At 46.6% G+C, this 19,249-nt stretch carries 17 protein-coding genes; 10 read left to right on the top strand and 7 right to left on the bottom strand.

The window, feature by feature from the left end:
- The first annotated feature begins 134 nt into the window (after positions 1-134).
- Entirely contained in the window at positions 135-569 is a 435-nt protein-coding gene (locus D0A37_RS29345; protein ID WP_445242540.1) for a CAAD domain-containing protein, read from the top strand.
- A gap of 156 nt (positions 570-725) precedes the next feature.
- On the opposite strand, the gene D0A37_RS07170 is transcribed toward D0A37_RS29345, so the two are convergent.
- The 3 genes from D0A37_RS07170 to D0A37_RS07160 form a co-directional block, all read right to left on the bottom strand.
- The gene (locus tag D0A37_RS07170; protein WP_242722783.1) at positions 726-4,382 is read right to left on the bottom strand and encodes a CHAT domain-containing protein; all 3,657 of its coding nucleotides are present in this window, start codon (positions 4,380-4,382) and stop codon (positions 726-728) included.
- Between the two features lie 40 nt (positions 4,383-4,422).
- Entirely contained in the window at positions 4,423-5,646 is a 1,224-nt protein-coding gene (locus D0A37_RS07165; protein WP_242722780.1) for an RNA-guided endonuclease InsQ/TnpB family protein, read from the bottom strand.
- Positions 5,647-6,220: 574 nt separating this feature from the next.
- On the bottom strand, positions 6,221-7,492 hold the full coding sequence (locus D0A37_RS07160) for an aspartate aminotransferase family protein (RefSeq protein ID WP_242722776.1): 1,272 nt from the start codon (positions 7,490-7,492) through the stop codon (positions 6,221-6,223).
- 128 nt (positions 7,493-7,620) lie between these two features.
- Here D0A37_RS07160 and D0A37_RS07155 point away from each other — a divergent pair, with 128 nt between their 5' ends.
- On the top strand, positions 7,621-8,898 hold the full coding sequence (locus tag D0A37_RS07155) for a RuBisCO small subunit-like domain-containing protein (protein WP_242722773.1): 1,278 nt from the start codon (positions 7,621-7,623) through the stop codon (positions 8,896-8,898).
- 260 nt (positions 8,899-9,158) lie between these two features.
- Here the strand turns inward: D0A37_RS07155 and rbsK are convergent, their stop codons facing one another.
- Positions 9,159-10,079: a ribokinase gene (gene rbsK, locus D0A37_RS07150; protein ID WP_242722771.1), complete on the bottom strand. Its 921-nt coding sequence runs from the start codon at positions 10,077-10,079 to the stop codon at positions 9,159-9,161.
- Between the two features lie 188 nt (positions 10,080-10,267).
- On the opposite strand from rbsK, the gene nblR reads away from it, so the two are divergent.
- From nblR to D0A37_RS07135, 3 genes are all read left to right on the top strand, one after another.
- Positions 10,268-10,963 (top strand): response regulator transcription factor NblR, encoded by a 696-nt coding sequence (gene nblR / locus D0A37_RS07145; RefSeq protein ID WP_242722768.1) that lies wholly within the window; start codon positions 10,268-10,270, stop codon positions 10,961-10,963.
- A gap of 138 nt (positions 10,964-11,101) precedes the next feature.
- Complete coding sequence (locus D0A37_RS07140) at positions 11,102-11,617, top strand: DUF192 domain-containing protein (RefSeq protein ID WP_242722765.1); 516 nt, start codon at positions 11,102-11,104, stop codon at positions 11,615-11,617.
- 832 nt (positions 11,618-12,449) lie between these two features.
- Positions 12,450-12,665, top strand: coding sequence for a DUF2949 domain-containing protein (locus tag D0A37_RS07135; RefSeq protein WP_242722761.1), 216 nt, complete (start codon positions 12,450-12,452; stop codon positions 12,663-12,665).
- Between the two features lie 55 nt (positions 12,666-12,720).
- On the opposite strand, the gene D0A37_RS07130 is transcribed toward D0A37_RS07135, so the two are convergent.
- The 3 genes from D0A37_RS07130 to trpC form a co-directional block, all read right to left on the bottom strand.
- Complete coding sequence (locus D0A37_RS07130) at positions 12,721-13,878, bottom strand: pyridoxal-phosphate-dependent aminotransferase family protein (protein ID WP_242722758.1); 1,158 nt, start codon at positions 13,876-13,878, stop codon at positions 12,721-12,723.
- Positions 13,879-13,956: 78 nt separating this feature from the next.
- Positions 13,957-14,202 (bottom strand): DUF5340 domain-containing protein, encoded by a 246-nt coding sequence (locus D0A37_RS07125; RefSeq protein WP_006632049.1) that lies wholly within the window; start codon positions 14,200-14,202, stop codon positions 13,957-13,959.
- A gap of 352 nt (positions 14,203-14,554) precedes the next feature.
- Positions 14,555-15,454 (bottom strand): indole-3-glycerol phosphate synthase TrpC, encoded by a 900-nt coding sequence (trpC, locus tag D0A37_RS07120; RefSeq protein ID WP_242722755.1) that lies wholly within the window; start codon positions 15,452-15,454, stop codon positions 14,555-14,557.
- A gap of 74 nt (positions 15,455-15,528) precedes the next feature.
- On the opposite strand from trpC, the gene D0A37_RS07115 reads away from it, so the two are divergent.
- The 5 genes from D0A37_RS07115 to D0A37_RS07100 all read left to right on the top strand — a co-directional run bounded on the left by D0A37_RS07115 (position 15,529) and on the right by D0A37_RS07100 (position 18,776).
- Positions 15,529-15,684 carry a hypothetical protein gene (locus D0A37_RS07115; RefSeq protein WP_242722752.1) on the top strand — a complete coding sequence of 52 codons (156 nt, stop codon included), beginning with the start codon at positions 15,529-15,531 and terminating at the stop codon, positions 15,682-15,684.
- Complete coding sequence (locus D0A37_RS29340; protein WP_445242497.1) at positions 15,626-15,940, top strand: element excision factor XisH family protein; 315 nt, start codon at positions 15,626-15,628, stop codon at positions 15,938-15,940. The genes D0A37_RS07115 and D0A37_RS29340 overlap by 59 nt, the downstream gene beginning before the upstream one ends.
- Positions 15,925-16,317, top strand: coding sequence for a XisI protein (locus D0A37_RS07110; RefSeq protein ID WP_242722749.1), 393 nt, complete (start codon positions 15,925-15,927; stop codon positions 16,315-16,317). Before D0A37_RS29340 ends, D0A37_RS07110 begins: the two co-directional genes overlap by 16 nt.
- A 260-nt stretch (positions 16,318-16,577) precedes the next feature.
- Positions 16,578-18,515 (top strand): SPFH domain-containing protein, encoded by a 1,938-nt coding sequence (locus D0A37_RS07105; protein ID WP_242722746.1) that lies wholly within the window; start codon positions 16,578-16,580, stop codon positions 18,513-18,515.
- Positions 18,516-18,536: 21 nt separating this feature from the next.
- Complete coding sequence (locus D0A37_RS07100; protein WP_242722743.1) at positions 18,537-18,776, top strand: hypothetical protein; 240 nt, start codon at positions 18,537-18,539, stop codon at positions 18,774-18,776.
- Positions 18,777-19,249 lie beyond the last annotated feature (473 nt).

Here is a 19,249-nt window from a genome sequence, read left to right as displayed (position 1 = left end):
CAGCAGTCGATATTTCGCCAGTTGAAACAGTCGGCACCGAGGTTTCAGCAGTCGATATTTCGCCAGTTGAAACAGCCGCAGCAGCAGTTGAAATACCTGCCGCCAACCAGCAAAAAACTATTGCGAGTGGAGAAATGACTTCATCAAACGAACCAGAAACAACCGTTATCATCACCGAAATTCCTGCCGGAAATGAAGCAGACAGTTCCAGCGATACCACAAAAGTCATAATTACCGACGAAACACCAAGTCAGGCCCAGCAGATCAAAGAACAAATTCTCTCAATTTTGTCCGAGTTTCCCGCTTACATCGGCAGCTTTTACGAACAGTACAAAAGTCCCCTGACTGTTATCGGTGTAATTGTAGCCTCGATTATTTCTTTGAAAGTGCTTTTGGGGATAATAGATGAACTCAACGACATCCCCCTGCTAGCACCCACATTCGAGCTAATTGGTATCGGATACACCGGGTGGTTTATCTACCGCTATTTGCTGCGATCGTCCAATCGGCAACAATTAGGTCAAGAAATTCAAGCCTTGAAAGAACAAGTTTTCGGCAAAAAATCCTAAGTTTTTGCTGGTAATTTGTTGAATTTCCGCCCGACACTGACAACTTTAAATAAGTTGTTACTGTCGGGTTTTTAAATGACTAATGACTGTTGACTGTTGACTGTTGACTGTTGACTGTTGACTAATGACTAATGACTAATGACTAATGACTAATAACTAAACCCCAGCCGCAGTAAAAGCCGCCCAATAATAAGGATTGGCAAAAGGATAGGGTTTGCGGTTGCGAATTTGCTGCAAAGAAGCCTCCGCAATTAGGCGAGAACTTTGAGAAAGCCGATCGAACATTTGCGAAATTTGAGGTTGAAAATCCGCCAACAACACCTCCAATTCCTCGCTAGTCAAATCCCGCAGCCACCTTTGAGCGTCCCCCAGGGCGATCGCCACATCTCCCACCTGCAACCGAGAAAACCGTCCCAGATTTTCATAAAACTTGCTCGTCAGCAGCAGCGTAGAAACATCGTTCACCTTCCACAGACTGCTAACCACACTAGACGTGCCAGCATACAACAAACCCGCCGACAAACCCACAAAATCTCCTCCAGCACCGCTAACTCCGCCAGCGGCAATTTCGCAACCCGATAAAGTAACTAAAAAATATTGCCGAAAATCCAGATTAAAAATTTCCTCCAAACTCAGAGAATCATTCCTCAAAAACACGGCGGATTTCAGTGGCCAATCCAAATTAAGCAAACTCAAACAAGCAAAATGAGCGCATTTTTTCTGCGGCAACTGGCCTATTTGCTGGGGCAAATTCCCATTATTAGCAGACATTGCTTGGGAAAAAGCCTCTTTAATTGCCGGCTTATGGCGCACAACTTCTGTACTGGCAAAATACTGGGAAATCTTGCCGATTTCAATGTTGCTGTAGAACGAATCTCTGGTGAAAGTGGGAATTGCCAAAAGGTGCTGCAAACCGGGTCTGTACCGACCAATAGCCGCTGTGTGTGCACTTTGTCTCAACAGCAATAGCTGACAGCTAGGAGCATAGCGAATTCCTCCGGCAAATCGATCGATCAAATAAGCAGCAGGCGCTGCAACGTCGCCAAAAGACGAACTTTGAGAAAAATCCGAAAGGCTGTAGGTTTCCCCATCAAAACCGCTGCGATCGCTCCACCCAGACCTAAAAATTCCCCCACCGTCCTCAAACCCGTCTCTCCCCGCCAAAGGCAAAGCGTGGAGTGGCAAAGCGTGCAAAAATCGGTGCGGCACAAAAATCAGGCGATCGCAATTATCGGGAATCAGCGCCACTACTCGATCGATTTCCAGCATCGTAGCCAAGCGTTTGAGGCGAGCTGGGAGATGATTTATCCAGCGACCTTTTTGTTCAGAATAAGCGCTGAGGTACTCCTGGCCCCAACTTTCGGCAGCCAAAGCATTTTCCGGCGAACACAGGTGAACGGCGGGATATTGTGTACTCTTTACCACCACAAAAGCAACTAGCAACTCACCCAAACTCGCCCACACCACAGCAGCGCAATTGTCATCAGGCAACAATTGGCGAATTTGCTCGAAAGCGATCGCTTCAACTTTGTGAGCTAGGCTGAAGAAAGGGTCGTTTGCCTGCACCTCCCGCGCAATCAACCTATCCAACTGCTTCCACAATTGATTTAAGTGCATGAAGTCCGAGTTCGGCAGTAGAGAACCACTGTTCAAACCTTGGCTATCGCCCTCAGAAATCAAGGTCGTGTTCGGCTCAGGTTCTCGCTGTTCTTGGTGCCGCTGTTCCCCCGCTATTTCCAGTTGCAGCGACTCCAACTCGCTTCGCACCGCTGCGGGAATTTCGGCTTTCGGAGTCAAGTGGCATTTAACCAGCAGTTCTACCAAATTCCGATTTTTGTGGCGTTCGGCGTATTCCAGAGCCTTAGCGTAATATTCAGGTTGGCTGGCGCCGAGTTCCAGACAAACTTGCACCAGGCATTTATAGAGTCCCGCCCAGGTGCGGGTTAATTTGACTTTTGCGGTACTCGTCTGATCACCAAAATCGACGGTATCAACCCCAACTTCGCAACGCAAGAATTCAACAGTATCGACAGCAGCAGTAAAAACCCCGTAGGCGCGAAGCAAGTCGCCTCGAACTCGGTAAGCTTGACCCAAATAAAATAAAATTTCCGCCCAGCGGTGGGGATAGGTTTCGCGAGTGTAGACTTGACAGGCCTTGTGATAGCAGCCGATCGCGCTTTCCATGTGGGACAAGTTTTCCGCCTCCGTCAGTTGCGAATAAGCCCTGCCGAGATAAATTTGCAGCATTGCCCAGCGGTTGGGATGTCCCTGCCTGGTGTAGACTTCCCCGGCATTGTGATAGCAGGCGATCGCGCTTTTGAGGTTGCGGTTTTTTTCGCCTTTGACGTGTTCGCAGAAAGCGCGGCCGAGGTAAGCACACAGCATTGCCCAGCGTTCGGGAGTTTTTTGGCGGTTGCAAAACAGCAAAGCATTTTGATAGCAGGCGATCGCGATTTCCATATTTTCGGCTTTTTCCCCTTTCACCCGCCGACTGTAGATCCTACCGAGGTAAGTTTGGATCGAAGCCCAAGCTTCGGGAAATTTGATGCGGGTGTAGACTTGTAAAGCATTTTGATAGCAGGCGATCGCCATTTCCATATTTTCCACCGGATCGCCTTTGATGCGATCGACAAACACCCGACCCAAATTCCTTTGAGTCGTCGCCCACTGCAGCGGAAAAGCTTCCCGAGTCCGCACCTGCAAAGCTCTCTGATAGCACGTAACCGCGTATTCGAGATTTTCAGCTCGGTTGCCCCGCAGCAACTCGCAGTAAGCATTTGCCAAATTATTTTGAGTTGTGGCCCAACGCCGGGGAAACACCTTGCGGTTGTAGACTTGCAAAGCATTCTGGTAGCAAGCGACTGCCAGTTCCAGATTTTCAGCTCGGTTGCCCCGCAGTCGGCGGCTGTAAGCACGGCCGAGATTGTTTTGAGTGCTCGCCCACTCTTGCCCGAAAGCCTCGCGGCTGCGAACTAGCAGCGCGTTTTGATAGCAGGCGATCGCCTGTTCTAGATTGTCTGCCGGATCTCCCCTGAGACGCTCGCTGTAAGCGTTGCCTAGATTGTTTTGCAGCGTCGCCCACTGTTCGGGGTACTGTTCGGGCGTGCGTACTTGTAGGGCATTTTCAAAGCAAGCGATCGCCTGTTCGATATTTTGAGCCTTATCACCTTTGGGACGATCGCTATAAGCGTTACCCAGATTGTTTTGCATCACCGCCCATTCTTGGGGAAAGTCTTTGCGGGTAAAAACCTTAGCAACTGTTTCGTAACCAGCAATTTCGATTTCCAAGTTATTAGCCTTGCTGCCGAGGGGAAATCGCCCAATTTTATTGCTCAGATTGCCGATTAAGGCTGCAATGCGCCTCATCTCGGATTCTTTGGCAGCAGCGAACACCAAAGCGGCCCATCCGCGCAGCAGTTGTGCGAAATTATGATCGAGTTTATCTAAATTGTTTCTCAGCAACGGGTACAGGTGCTGCGAATCTGCGCTGCGCGCCACTGCCTGCAATACTTCTGCTAAAAAAGCCAGATATGCTGTCCCGGTTGCGGGCAGTTTAGAAGTGCCCTTTGCAGATTCTAAGGGTGCGATCGCCTTTTGGAAAAATTTTGCAGCTTTCAGCAAGCTTTCTCGCGTCAGCGCCACTTCTTCCACATAAAGCGTTTGCACGAACCCAAAGTCGATCGACTTTGGGTTTGTCCTCAAAATCAAATCTATTCCTGAGTCCCCAGGATTTTCCAGCAGCGCTTGGAGCATATTAACATCAGTTTTGCGACGCTGTTCGTCCATCGTGCATTCCGCCAAACTATTAACCATAGGAGCGCTGCTTCCGTGCAACCAAGTGAACTACCCACCGCTAAATCGTAGTACCGAATATAGTAGGGGCTTCTGTACTCATAGGCGAGTGCCTTAGCTTAGACTTTCGTTTCAGCTTGGGTATTACCTCGCATCCTAAAGCAGAAACGGCTGAACCTTCCGCCTTTAGTATTTTGATACCTTCTGCTTTTATCTTTATCGCTGCGTTCCCCTCCCGATCGCGATCGGTAGCACAGTGAGGACAAGTCCCTTCCCTCATATCTAATGGCATCTCGGTCATTTGAGGGAAACAATTAGAACAAACTTTGGAACTGGAAAACCCTCTATCAATCTCAACTAAGTTCCCGCCTTTGCGAGCCAACTTGGAGGCTAAGAAGTTGGTAAAACTTCCCAAAACCTCATCTGAGCTTGCTTTGACCAACTTTTGATGGCGAATCGGGTTCCAGAAATAAAAGTTTTCTACTATGACCGCGAGGCGATCGCAGGTCAACTTATAACTAAGTTTATATAGAAAATATTGCCACGAATTCCTAAACCGTTCGCCTACCTTGGCAACAGCTTTTCTATATTTGTATTCAGAATTACTTCTTTTCTGCTGGTCTGTTAACTTTTGCTGCTGGCGCTTCCCGTTCTTCTTGTGCTTGGCAAAATGCTTGGCATTGTCATATTTAGATACTTTTTCCTCATCGGGGACAATAGCAAAGTATTTCACTCCTAAATCGCCCGCCATTCTACCTTCTTTTGTTTTCTGGTTCTCAGCCTTCTTGATTGCAGTCAGTATAGATGCAAGATATTTCCCTGAATATTTTTTACTAATAATTGAACTCTGAATTTTCCCCTCACTTAATCTATATTTCTTTATTTTTGTCTGGGTTATTCTCCTATAATCTAAAATTAGAATACACACAAACTTGACGTTTTTAGAATAGTAAAATAACAGTTTTTTAGTTTGGCATGGTAACTTATAAAACCCAGCCATTTCCTCAAAAAAGTCTTTGTATGCAGTCGTTAAGTTGAGCCTAGTAGCTTGTCTAAATTGGCTGTAATACTGACCTAACCCTACACTTGCCTCGGATTTTTTGAGACTCGGTAAAAGTGTGTTGATTCCGGAGAATCTAAGTCTTTTACCACTTTTTTTATAAACTTCAATTGATTTATTTTGACCATAATTAGACCACCAACGCGCACACCCAAAAGTTGAAGCTACTTGTATTTGTTGATTTTTGGTAGGATACAAACGAACTTGGATAGCCTTGTGTAGCAATCAACATCACCTCCTTGGTTATTCTATTCTCTCACAATATACAGTTGATGATCAAAGCATTACGAAAAAATTTTGTGACGAGGATTACATATTTTCTCTCTTGAAAGCGAGTCCCAAAATTACTTGAGGATGCAATCGTCGTCACCCGCCCTTCCCACTATAACGGTACTTCGTTTAGTGGGAAGGGGGCGAAATAGTTAAACCAGGATTCACAAGTCCCAACAGACACTCAGATAGCGAAACTAGCACCTACGATCGCTAATAGTATAATTTTGCGCGCTGCTCTTTAGTAAAATCGCAGTTCAAAACACCGTCAGTCTTTCGGGGCGGGTTTCACAGAGAGTTCTAAATTTGACAAACCCGCCCTGACAGACTTGCAGCGGGGCGGGTTTACTTTTACCCTGATCGGACTTAGGCCAAAAAACCGGGCTTCTGGGAAACTATTGGGTTTGGTAACGAGGAATCTCGAAAGAAACCCGGTTTCTGAGGAAGAGTGTGTCCTGGACTAAGTGAGTTATCTATGATATTGCGGGAGTTTCAGCGCTACAGCTAACAAAAATCAACTCAGTAAATTTTACTGTACCGCTTGAGAGCGCAGCGCTGATTCCACTGCCAGCAGAGCTCGATCGACTTCAGCGGCGGTGACAATCAGCGGCGGGACAAATCTCAGCACTTTCGGCCCTGCAGGAACCAAGAGCACTCCTGCGGCGATCGCAGATTTGACGATATCAGCGGATGTAAGTTCGACATCAGCTTGCAATTCCATCCCGACAATCAAACCCCAGCCGCGCACTTCGGCAATTAAATGCGGATATTCGGCCGCCAACTTGTTGAGCCCTGCTTTCAACTGTTCCCCGCGCTGCTGCACGTTTTCTAGAAGGTTTTCCCGTTCCAAAGTTTGGCACACACACAAAGCTACAGCGCAAGCAAAAGGATTGCCGCCGAAAGTGCTGGCGTGACTTCCCGGTTCAAATACATCGCAGAAAGATTTGCACAGCATAGCGCCGATCGGGATACCGCCGCCCAATCCTTTGGCAGAGGTAAAGATATCGGGTTCAATGCCGAGGTTTTGGTAGCCCCAGTATTTGCCGCTGCGTCCCATCCCGACTTGCACTTCGTCGAGAATGAGCAAAATGCCTTTTTCGTCGCAAATTTCGCGAATTCGCTGGAAGTAGGCGATATCTCCGGGGCGAACTCCGCCTTCGCCTTGCAGCGCTTCCAGCATAATTGCAGCTACTTGGCGTTCGTCTTTGTCGAGTTGATCGATCGCACTTTCGATCGCACTAATATCGTTGTAGGGCACATAGTGAAATCCCGGCACCAAGGGGCTAAAACCCTTCTGGTATTTAGGCTGTCCCGTTGCCGTAATTGTCGCTAAAGTCCGCCCGTGGAAACTCGCAACGGCGGTAATGATTGTCGGATTCGAGATATTTAATTTTTCGTGGGCGTACTTGCGGGCGAGTTTAATTGCCGCTTCATTAGCTTCCGCGCCGGAGTTGCAAAAGAAGGCTCTGTCCGCGCAAGAATGGTCTACAAGCCACTTTGCCAACTCGCCCTGTACGGGGATGTAATAAAGGTTAGAAACGTGGTGTAGGGTCTGAATTTGCTGAGTTACCGCTGCAATCATTGCTGGGTGGGCGTGTCCCAGAGTGCAGGTAGCAATACCAGCCACAAAATCGAGATATTCGCGGCCCTCGGTATCCCAAACGCGGCAGCCGAGGCCCCGTTCTAGGGCGATCGCAAAACGCCCGTAAGTCGTCATTACATAGCTGTCGAAGCTCTCAGAACTGAAGGGACTGGCTTCGGCTTGCACGTTTGGTTCTTTTAGTAAGGTTTCTGGACTCACGAATCGCTCCTTAACACATAATATGCAGACCTCGATTGTACGGTAAAAATCCAGGTTAGCGGTGCAGGCTGTTAGTTTTGTCATAAAATCATAACAGTAAACTCAATTAATCCCTCACAAATCTACTGATGAGTTATTACATTTCTCCTAACTTTCTCGATAAAGTTGCGGTGCACATCACTAAAAACTTTTTAAAATTGCCCGGAGTACGAGTCCCCCTAATTTTGGGAATTCACGGCCGCAAAGGAGAAGGCAAAACTTTTCAAACCGAACTGGTTTTTCGGCGGATGGGCTTTGAACCAGTGATGATATCGGGCGGGGAATTAGAAAGCCCGGATGCAGGAGATCCGGCGCGTTTAATTCGTTTGCGCTACCGGGAAGCTGCGGAGCAAATTAAGGTGCGCGGCGAGATGTGCGCCATCTTTATTAACGATTTGGATGCTGGTGCTGGCAGGTTCGATTCGACTACTCAATATACTGTCAATACTCAGATGGTCAATGCGACTCTGATGAATATTGCTGATAATCCAACTAATGTGCAGTTACCGGGAAGTTATGACAGCACGCCTCTGGATCGAGTGCCGATTATTGTCACCGGAAATGATTTTTCTACCCTGTACGCGCCGCTGATTCGCGACGGGCGGATGGAAAAGTTTTATTGGGAACCAAGCCGGGATGATAAAATTGGGATTGTTGGAGGAATTTTTGAGTCGGACAAATTGTCAAAAACCGAGATTGTGGGGTTAGTTGATAATTTTCCCGATCAGGCGATCGACTTTTTTAGTGCTTTGCGATCGCGCATTTACGACGAACAAATCCGCGAATTCATTCACAAAATAGGAATTGAGCGAGTTTCCAAGCGTTTGGTAAACACTTTGGAAGCAGCGCCAGATTTCCAGAACCCGAATTTCAGCCTCGCTCATTTATTAGAAATGGGCAGTTTGATGGTGGCTCAACAAAAGCGGATTCAGGAAATGCGCTTAGTAGATGAATACAACCAATCGCGCCTGTTTAACGTTCAAGGAACCCCCAAGGCTCCTGCTGCTGGGCCAACGCAAAGTCAATTAAACGACCCGTCATCCAACTATTATAAGGCTTACGTTGAGCCCAGTTCTGAAGGTGGTAACGGTCATGCGGCGCGGCTGAGTTCCGAAGTATTGGAACAAGTAAAGCAGTTATTAGCAAGAGGCTGCAAAATTGGCATGGAATATGCAGATAATCGCCGATTTAAGACTGGTTCTTGGCAAAGTTGTGCGACGATTAACAGTGCACAGGAAAAAGATGTGGTTGCATCTTTAGAAACTTGTTTGGCGGAACACGGCGGCCAATACGTGCGGCTGATTGGTATCGATCCAAAAGTCAAGCGCAGGGTAGTTGAAACAATTATTCAGCGGCCCGAAAAGTAGACAAGTAGGGTGCTATGCGACGCGCCTTACAAGTTCCAGTAATGCGCGTTTGAAAAGTTAACGTAGGGTGCTCTTCGGCGCACCTTACCAAAGAAGAATTCACAATTCAGAACCCAGAATCAAGAATGGCTTCTGTGGGACAGGAGGGAGAATCGAGGTTTAAATCCTCCGATTTTAATATTAGAAAATAAAAAAAATCCTTACCGAAACCCCTGACTTCATGCCTGGGGAATTCTGAATTCTGTCTCATTCTGACAAATTCAAGTTAAATTATGCAAAAAATTATCAAAAGTTGCCCGATCGCACATAGCACCTTGAGCACCCACTTTAGTTGTGCACAAAGCGCCCGCTGCTGCGCCCCACCGCACCGCCTCTGACAAGGACAGACCGGCATCTAATGCCGAGGCCAACCCGCCGTTAAAAGCATCGCCAGCAGCCACAGTGTCGATCGCCTCCACAGCAAAAGCCGGTACAAAAAACGTTTCATCCGCAGTAACAGCAACAGCCCCCCGATCGCCCAATTTGACAATAACATTCTTGACACCGCGCTGCTGCAACTGTTTGGCAGCTACAATCGCTGTTTCCGTGTCATTCACCCGAAAACCGACTAACTGGCTCGCTTCCACTTCATTCGGCGTCATAATGTCAATTAGCGGATAAAGTTCGATCGGCAAATCCGCCCTAGCCGGTGCTGGATCGAGAATAACTCGCACCCCCGCTTGATGAGCAATTTTCGCAGCTTTTTGGACAACTTCCAGAGGAATTTCTAACTGTAACAGCAAAGATGTAGCTGCTGTTAACAGTTTTTTGAGACGTTCTATATCTGCTTCACCGACATTATTGTTCGCGCCCGGAATCACAATAATATTATTTTGACCTGTCTCGTCTACGGCGATAATTGCCACACCTGAATGAGTGTTTTGGTCTATTAATACATTGTCTGTATTTAAACCATAAGATTGTAAATTTGTCAATAATTCTTCAGCAAATTTATCGTTACCGACGCGACCGATGATGTGGGTGGAAGTGCCGAGACGGGCGGCGGCGACGGCTTGATTTGCTCCTTTGCCGCCGCCTGCTGTGAAAAAATTGCTACCGATGATAGTTTCCCCTGGCTGCGGCAACCTGGGAGTTTTTGCTGCTAGGTCGATGTTGATACTGCCGAATACGATGATGGTCATAGATTCAAATTGCGAATTCCGAATTGGGCATAGGGCATCGATGCACGTTCCAATTGGGCATTGGAACTAATCACAAATAACTAATAACCAACAGCCAACTGTCAACTGTCAACTGTCAACTGTCAACCGCCAACCGCCAACAACTCTCAAACGTGCTAGAACAGTTATGGTCTTCACCGGTCAATTCAATGGCTGCAATTACTCTCGATCGCAATCCCTGTGTCCTGCTAGTTGAAACAGACGAAGTTCTCGCCGGACACTTGAGTCTCGACTTAAAGTCCTCCGGCTATGAACCGGTAGTAGCTTCTAACACCGCCACCGGCCAAAATTTAGCCCGTGAATTGCAGCCTGCTTTGATTGTAATTGACCGGCTACTTGGCGCTGAGTCGGGGCTGTCACTGTGTTCTTACCTCAGAAGTATTGGCAATCGGGTGCCGGTGCTGCTATTGGTCGGTCGTGATACAGTTGACGATCGCGTAGCTTGTCTGGAAGCTGGGGCGGATGATTATTTTCTCAAACCTTACCGCACTGAGGAGTTTTTGCAGTTGGTGCGCTTGTATTTGCAGCCGGATAACAGCAGCAACGAACAATTGAGGTTTGGCGATTTAGTTTTGGATTTGGCCTCTAGGCGGGCCCTGCGGAACGGACGGGCGATCGACCTGACGATGAAGGAATTTGAGCTGCTAAAGTATTTGATGGAACATCCCCGCGAGGTTTTGACTCGGGAACAAATTCTCGAAAATGTTTGGGGTTACGACTTTTTGGGCGAGTCGAATGTAATTGAGGTTTACATCCGCTATCTGCGCCTCAAGATTGAAGATGAGGGCGAAAAGCGCTTGATTCAGACGGTGCGCGGTGTTGGCTATGTGATGCGGGAAGCTTGAAGAAGTCATTAGTCATCAGTCATTAGTCATTAGTCAATTGTCAGTTGTCAGTTGACAGTTGTCAGTTGTCATCACTCAACGCAGTCAACAGTCAACAGTCAACAGTCAACAGTCAACAGTCAACAATCTAAAATCATTATGAGTTATTTAACTAATTTGCTCGGTATTGGAGTAATTATATTTTTGCTGGGATGTTCGCCGACTTTACCGATCGCGAATGCTGGTGCTACTGGTATTTTGGCGGATCAGTCTGCGACGGCGACAACATCGGGTCAAGTGCTGCCTGTTTCTGCTAGAGCTCGGATAGGCGATCGCCCAATCGAACTCGAAGTGGCGAAAACAGTGGAACAGCAGGCTATGGGTTTAATGTACAGAACTTCTTTGCCGGATGACAGAGGAATGCTGTTTGAGTTTAAATCGGCGCGGCGGGTCAATTTTTGGATGAAAAATTGCAAGATTTCTCTGGATATGATTTTTGTCCGGGATGGGGTGGTTGAGGCGATCGAAGTTTCTGCACCTCCTTGTACTGCCACTCCTTGTCCTACCTACGGGCCCGATACTGCTGTCGATCGAGTGATTGAACTCCGGGGCGGGCGGGCTGCTGAACTCGGTGTCAAAGTGGGCGATCGTATTGAAATCGAGTTTGTCGAGTAAAACTTCGGACTCTTTCAGTAAAACCTGCAAAAAGACATCCTCCCCCGGTTCCCATCGCCCAGAGATCCCCCTACCTTGGGAATACCGGAGAAAATTTAGAAACTTTACAAATATTGATTAAATTTGTTAAGATATTAATGTAAGATTCAGTACAAACACTGAAAGATTTGCTAGGATGTCGATCTCAGTCAGTCAGGACTTGAGCTGGTTTCCGGAAGCTGTAGATTGTTGGTCGCAGGTATGAGACGAGTCAGCGACTCGTTACCAATCCTGAGAGACGATACTCAGCCTCAAGGTGTAGCAACACGAAAAGAAATTCTCTGGAAGTTCTGGCGATCGAGCTAAATCTACTAAACCTATCTAAAGTAATATGCTACGAGCCAAGTTAATTGGCGGTAATTGGCAAACTTCACTTCTGGTAGCAGTTTCGGGTTTGATCGAAATATCTAACTAATTTTGCCGAAGTAGATTTGCGGATTCTGCATTTCGGCAGATGAAGTTAAACTCTGAACCTGGTTTAGTAGTTTTAGGTAGCAGAATTTATTCTGATTCGCGCTGCAAAGATGCCGAGGTATTCAGTTTAGGTTAGATCGCGATCGTAAGTCGATCGGGCCGACATCAGCAAAATTGCAAAACCTTCCACTTTTTGGGAAAGGTTAGCTTTACAATCGCACTCAGCATTACGTTTGGCAGTTCAACCGTTAATAGCGTTTTAAAAGCTGTTTTAAAAGCTATCAACGGTAACAAGACAAATTTAAAACTGGCTTATTACTCATCAAAAACATCAGGTTCACATCAGAAAATGGTGTCCTATACTTAGAGGTGAAATCACATGGCACCCGCTAAATACACTCGATTAATTCGCTTTTTACAAGAAGATTTGGCAATTTCGCCCGCGTCAATTGCTGTCGCCGAACGTGTCGGCCATAACAAACAGCGGCAGCGTGATAAAGACCCGAATTCCTTGCCGATGGTTCTGTGGCAATACGGTTTAGTCACTCTCGAACAGTTGGATAAAATCTTTGATTGGTTATCCGAAGCATATTAAAAGGATTTTAGATTTTAGAGAGTATCAAAAATCTAAAATCCTTTAACAACTGAGATTAGGATTCAGCCAAGAATTTGGCAGCAGCAGCAACGCCGGCACCAGGAGTGTAGCCTTCATGACCCAATTCTCGCAACACGACTTCTAAAGAGGAAATTGCTGCTAGAATATCGCGATCGCACACAAAGCCCAAATGACCGATTCGGAAGATTTTACCTTTCAAATGGTCTTGTCCGTCGGCGAGAGCAATGTCAAATCTCTTTCTCATCAAAGTCCGCACTTTTTGAGCATCTACAGATGCTGGTGGCATAACCGAAGTAATCGCAGGACTCGCGGCTTCGTCAGCGGCAAACAACGGCAAACCTAAAGCTTTGACAGCAGCGCGAGTAGTTTTCATTAAGCGTTGGTGCCGCGCGAAAACATTTTCCAACCCTTCTGTTTTCATCATCTGCAGCGATGCTTGCAGGGCGAAAAACATATTGACCGGGGGAGTAAAGGGAGTGGTGTTTTTGGCAGCGTCTTTGCTATATTTACCCAAATCCAAATAATAGCGGGGCAGTTTCGCAGTTTTGTAAGCTTCCCAAGCTTTGGGACTGACGGCCACAAAACCCAAACCTGGAGGAATCATGTAAGCTTTCTGAGAACCAGAAGCAATGACATCGATTCCCCAAGCGTCCATCGGAATATTGACAGCGCCTAAGCTAGTGACAGCATCGACCATAATTAAAGCTTCACCGTGGGCTTTAACGTGGCGGTTGATGGTTTCGAGGTCGTTGAGGACGCCGGTGGAGGTTTCCGAGTGGGTGAGGATGACAGCTTTGATTTGCTTCTCTGTATCTGCTTCGAGTTTTTCGCGGAAGTGTTCGGGGTCTAAAGGTTGACCCCACTCGGCTTTAATAATTTCGGCGTTTAAACCGTAAGCTTCGGCGACTTCGGCCCAACGTTCACCAAATTTGCCGTTAGTGCCGACTAAAACTCGATCGCCCGCACTCAGGAAATTAATTATCCCAGCTTCCATCGCGCCGGTACCGGAAACCGTTAAACTCAGCACGTCACTTTTTGTTTGGTGCAACCATTTCAAATTTTCGGTACATTCTGCAAAAATCCCGTCAAATTCCTTGCTGCGGTGGCCCATCGGGTGTTTTGCCATCGCTAACAAGGCCGCTTCAGGTACCGGCGTCGGGCCGGGAATCATCAGCATTAATTTGTTGTCCATGATATTGTCCTAAGTTTTTCTGTGGGAGTTATATAGAATAAATCAAATACGATCCGTCACGTCGCTACTCTAACTTTTTTAACTTTTAACTCCCTTCTGGTTAATTTCATTTAGAGACCAGCGGTGTTCTACCGCTAAGTTCGATCGCTCGCAGCTTTGTTCTAATTGCTTTTGAATGGCAAGGGCTTTACGCAGTGTAATAATAAGTTGGTGTACTTGTTGCTGCTGCGGCGATTGTGGACTGACAGCAAACATCGTTTTGCGTTCTAACAATTGAAGTAGCAATTCATAATGAATGTACGAAGGAAGGGGGATTGGCTCCATGAAAGCTAATATACCTCAGCGAACCGACACCCCATTGCAATTGCATGAGGCATCACAGGTGAACATTAGATGCCCGATTTTTTATTTGTTTTCTAACCGTACAATCACCCCTGCTTTGCCGATCATCGAATATTCGGGGCTGGGTGCGTTGGACACGCTAAATCTTGCGATCGACAGGCTTACAGAATAGATTTAATTGCTTTCTGGCAAAATATTTCTATGCAATATAGCTTTGAGTGCTATTTTTTTTTACAGTAGCGCTTGAGTCGATGCAGGCTAGAAATTCTCATTATTTACCTACTTAATCATTTTTTATCAGAATTAAGGGTGGTTTGTCAAGCGGTCTCGCCTTTCACAGGCTGGGAGGGCGATCGGCAAGCGAGGCTAAAGCGGCCCCTGGATCTGGCTGTTTGACTAGAGATTCGCCGATGAGAACGGCTTCGGCGCCGGCACTGGCAACTTGAGTTAAGTCGTCGGGAGTGTGGATTCCTGACTCGCTGACGATGAGGATGCCTTTTGCTTGGATTTCGGTTTGGCGCGAGGCTAATAGTTGAGTGGTAGTTTCTAGGCTGACGGAAAAGTCTTCTAGGTTGCGGTTGTTGATGCCGATCAGGTTAACGCCTTGTAGGGTTAATACTCGATCGAGTTCTTCGAGAGTGTGAACTTCTATTAAAGCTGTCATGCCCAATGTCTTGACAATTTTCACAAAATATTGTAAGTCTTTATCAGACAGAATAGCTGCGATTAACAATACAGCATCGGCGCCGTGAATCCGGGCGAGATAGATTTGGTAGGGATAGATAATAAACTCTTTGCAAAGTAAGGGTAAATCGACGGCTGCACGGATTTTAGCGAGGTTGTCGAAGCTGCCTTGAAAGAACTTTTCATCGGTGAGTACGGAGATGCAACTGGCGCCGTTTTGTTGGTAAGCTAGGGCGATCGCCACCGGGTCGAAATCTTCGCGAATTACGCCTTTGCTGGGGGAAGCTTTTTTAACTTCGGCGATGATAGCGGGTGTGGTTTTACCGTTTTTGAGGGCGGCAAGAAAGTCGCGGGTTGGCGGTGCAAAGGGGAGTTTTTTGTGAAGATCGGCTAACGGGGTGCGATCGCGTTTCTGGGCGACTTCAGCTTCTTTTTCCCAGACGATTTCTTCGAGGATGTGCCGGGGTTCGGCGTCGGGTACGGCGATTTGGTAGCTGAGGTAGAGGACGGAGACTGATGTGCTGGGGGGACGACGGCGGATTTGAAGCATGATAGGGGGATAAAGGGCGATCGTACAACTTTCAACTGAGATATTGCATCATTCTTCATAGTGGAACAGGCAAGATGCCTGTTCTTGAAGGGCGGGCAGGATGCCCACCCCACAAAAGAACTTACTCTTTGTGGAACAGGCCGGAAAGCCTGTTCTTGAAGGGCGGGCAGGATGCCCACTCCACAAAAGAACTTACTCTTTGTGGAACAGGCCGGAAAGCCTGTTCTTGAAGGGCGGCCAGGATGCCCACCCCACAAAAGAACTTTCTCTTTGTGGAACAGGCCGGAAAGCCTGTTCTTGAGAATGCTGCAAAATTTCAATCTCAACTTATTCTATAATAGAAGTCTCTATCTGGCAATTTGTCAACCGATTTTTAATAGCGTATTCACCATTGAATTAAGTCAACTTTTATTAAAAAAACCACTTGTCAAACTGATTGTTCTTGATGAAAAAAGTGAGGCAATAGTTCAATGGATACCCGATTGAAATACCAAGAAATTATCAAAACCCTACTTCAGGAACACGCTAATTTCCGCAATACTATACCTGACGGCTATCATTCTCAACTGCTATTTGATGACGATCGAGGAGGATACTTAGTTTTGGATATTGGTTGGAATGATGACAATTACCTTCACGCTACACCAATTCACATCAATTTAATCGACGGTAAAATCTGGATTCAATATGATGATACCGAAGAAGGAGTGGCTACCGATTTACTAGCAGCAGGTGTTCCTAATGAAGATATTGTACTCGGTTTTCGGCATCCTAAAGTGCGGCAATATACTGAATTTGGAACGGGTTTGAGTGGCAAAGATGAAGAGAGTGTTGCTGAATCGGCTGCTGTGCGATCGGCCTAAGTAGAGTACGGAGACGGATGTGTTGGGCGGACGACGGCGGATTTGAAGCATCATAGGGGGATTATTTTGGGGTAGGGAAACGGCACTGCCGCTTTCTCCGTTACTATTTTGGGGTATGGGTTTCAACCCCTGCCTGACTAAAGGTATGACTTTTATGAACTTAATTAATGAATTTAATGAATTGACCTTAAAAGGAACCTGTTGAATAATTGTAGCTAATAACTTTTCAGTACATTTTAGCTTAAAACAGGTAAAAAACTATGACTAAATCACGTTGGCTTCGCAAGCTTTTACCCTTGACAGTATCTTTAGCAACCGCGATCGCTCCTGCTGCGATCGCGCCACCAACTTCTGCTCAAACCAATCCGCCGCCACCCCAATCCCAAGAAGTTCAACCAGCCCAAGAAGAAGGAATTAGCATCCCGATGTGGATCTACCCCGTAGGAGGAATTGTACTAATTTTCATTTTCCTACCTAAGATTGGCTGGATTTTGGGACTGATCGCGATCGGCGAACGAGAAGTGGGAATTGTTACTAAGAAATTTTCTCGCAAAAATTTGCCATCCAGTAGATTGATTGCTCTCGATGGCGAAGGAGGTTTGCAAGCAGATACCCTTCCTCCCGGCTGGCATTTTGGTTATTTTCCCTGGCAATATAGCATTCGCAAAGAACCAGTTGTTGTCGTTCCTCAAGATGAAATCGGTTTAATTATTGCCAATGACGGAGCCACCATTCCTCCCGATCGCATTTTAGGCAAAGTCGTCGATTGCGACAATTTTCAAAATGCCCGCAAGTTTCTCACCCACGGTGGAGAAAAAGGACGGCAACTAGCCATCATCACCACTGGTACTTATCGGATTAATACAGCCGTATTTGAGGTGATTACTTCTGCCAATGCCACTGCAAAGGGTATGCAGCCGTCGGAATTTCAACTATACAAACTTGCTGCAGATCGCGTGGGAATTGCGAACGTGCTAGACGGGATTCCGATTGATGAAGGTGAAATTGCCGGGCCGATAATTCCCGGTCACGACAATTTCCAAAAAGCGCAATCTTTCATCAAAGGTGGCGGGCGCAGGGGCTTGCAAGAACAGGTGATTTTATCCGGTTCTTGGAACCTCAATCCCTGGTTTGTGCAAGTAGAACAGGTAAAAATGACGGAAGTGCCGATCGGCTATGTAGGAGTAGTAATTTCCTATGTGGGGAAATCGCACCAAGATGTAAGCGGCGTGGCTTTTACCCACGGCAATCTTGTCAATAAAGGCGATAAAGGTGTGTGGGTCGAACCGCTTTACCCCGGTAAACATCCGATCAATACAAAAGTGATGAAAGTAGAGCTTGTTCCCACTACGGATGTTGTTTTAAACTTCACCTCGCGGTTCAGCGGAGAACATGGCTACGACTCCAAGTTAAGTGCTTTGAAATTGCTTTCTTTTGACGGATTCACCTTTGAGTTAGAAGTTTTTCAGATTATTCATGTCGGTACTTTGGATGCACCGAGAGTCATTTCGCGCCAAGGTTCGATGCAGAATCTAATCGACCAAGTGCTGCGTCCAATTGTGGGCAATTATTTTCGCAATTCTTCTCAAGAATATACAATACTCGATTTTCTGATCGCGCGCAGCGAACGCCAAGCAGAGGCGGCAGAACACGTGCGTCAAGCCCTGCGGGCCTACGATGTGCAAGCAGTGGACACGCTGATCGGTTTGATTTCGCCGCCACCAGAGTTAATGCAAACATTGACCGATCGCAAAATTGCTCAGGAACAGGAGAAAACTTATGATGTGCAGCGCATCTCACAGTCGCAGCGTCAAGAATTGGTGCGCGCAACTGCGATCGCGGACATTCAAAATCAGGTGGTGGCGGCAGAACAAGGGGTGAAAATTGCCCAACTGAGTGCAACTGCTGCGATCGAACACGCAAGCGGTGAAGCAGAAGGGATTCGGCTGATGGGACAAGCAAAAGCGGATGCTTATCAAGTTGGTGTCAACGCCCTCGGTACGCAGAGTTACACGCTGCTGCAACTGATGCAGGCGATCTCAGATGGCAGCGTTCGCGTCGTTCCCGATGTCGCAGTGAATGGTAACGGCGGTAGTGGGGGTTTGCTTGACGGTTTGATGGGCATGATGATGTGGAATCAAACTAGCAAAAATGGAGAAAATGGAGCAGCATCACCTGTAATTAATGTCAAAAAATAGGATTTTGCTGTTGCGGAACCTGTGGCTAAATCACCAGTAGCAAAAGTGAATTCGGCGAAGTCGCAAAAGTCGCCAAACTCGCCGGATTATCCAAATCATTCACCAGTTGCTAAGTCTGAGCCTGTTGCTAAGTCTGATATTGCTTCGGTATTTGATAAATTGCCGCCGGAGTCTCCTAATCATTCACCAGTTGCTCAGTCTGTGGCTGTGGCGGAGATTGATATTGATTCAATTTTTGGTGAATTTCCTGACGATATTTGAGTTAAGCTGTGCATTTTGTAGAGAGGAATTAATTCCTCTCTTAAAGCTTTTACTCAATGCTAAAAATTTAGGTTTTACAAAATAATAGGTACAAAATTAGGACAGTTATACTTGCACCCAAAGGCATAATTGTCCAAAAAAATGTAACCTGGTTGTGTAAAAAAGCCAAAAATTATTGCAATAATTTTTCACAATGTGAGTTTTATGAACTCGACTATGATGACTTTTATGAAATCAATTAATGAATTTTATGAATTGACTTTCACCGCTTGTTTTATTAGGTTAACAGTATTCACTTGAAATTGATTCAAGTTGGTGTCAGTGCTCTCGGCACCCAGAGTTATAGGCTGCTGCAACTGATGCAGGCGATCTCCGATGAAGGAGAAATTATCTTATGACTTTACGAGCAGATCCGTCAGGAGTACCGCGCTTAACTGGAGATTTCATAGGTTTTGTTGATGGTGTAACGCCCG

The sequence above is a fragment of the Microcoleus vaginatus HSN003 genome (genome assembly GCF_022701255.1).
Classification (GTDB): Bacteria; Cyanobacteriota; Cyanobacteriia; order Cyanobacteriales; family Microcoleaceae; genus Microcoleus; species Microcoleus vaginatus_B.
This window is presented reverse-complemented; position numbering and strand designations above follow the sequence as displayed.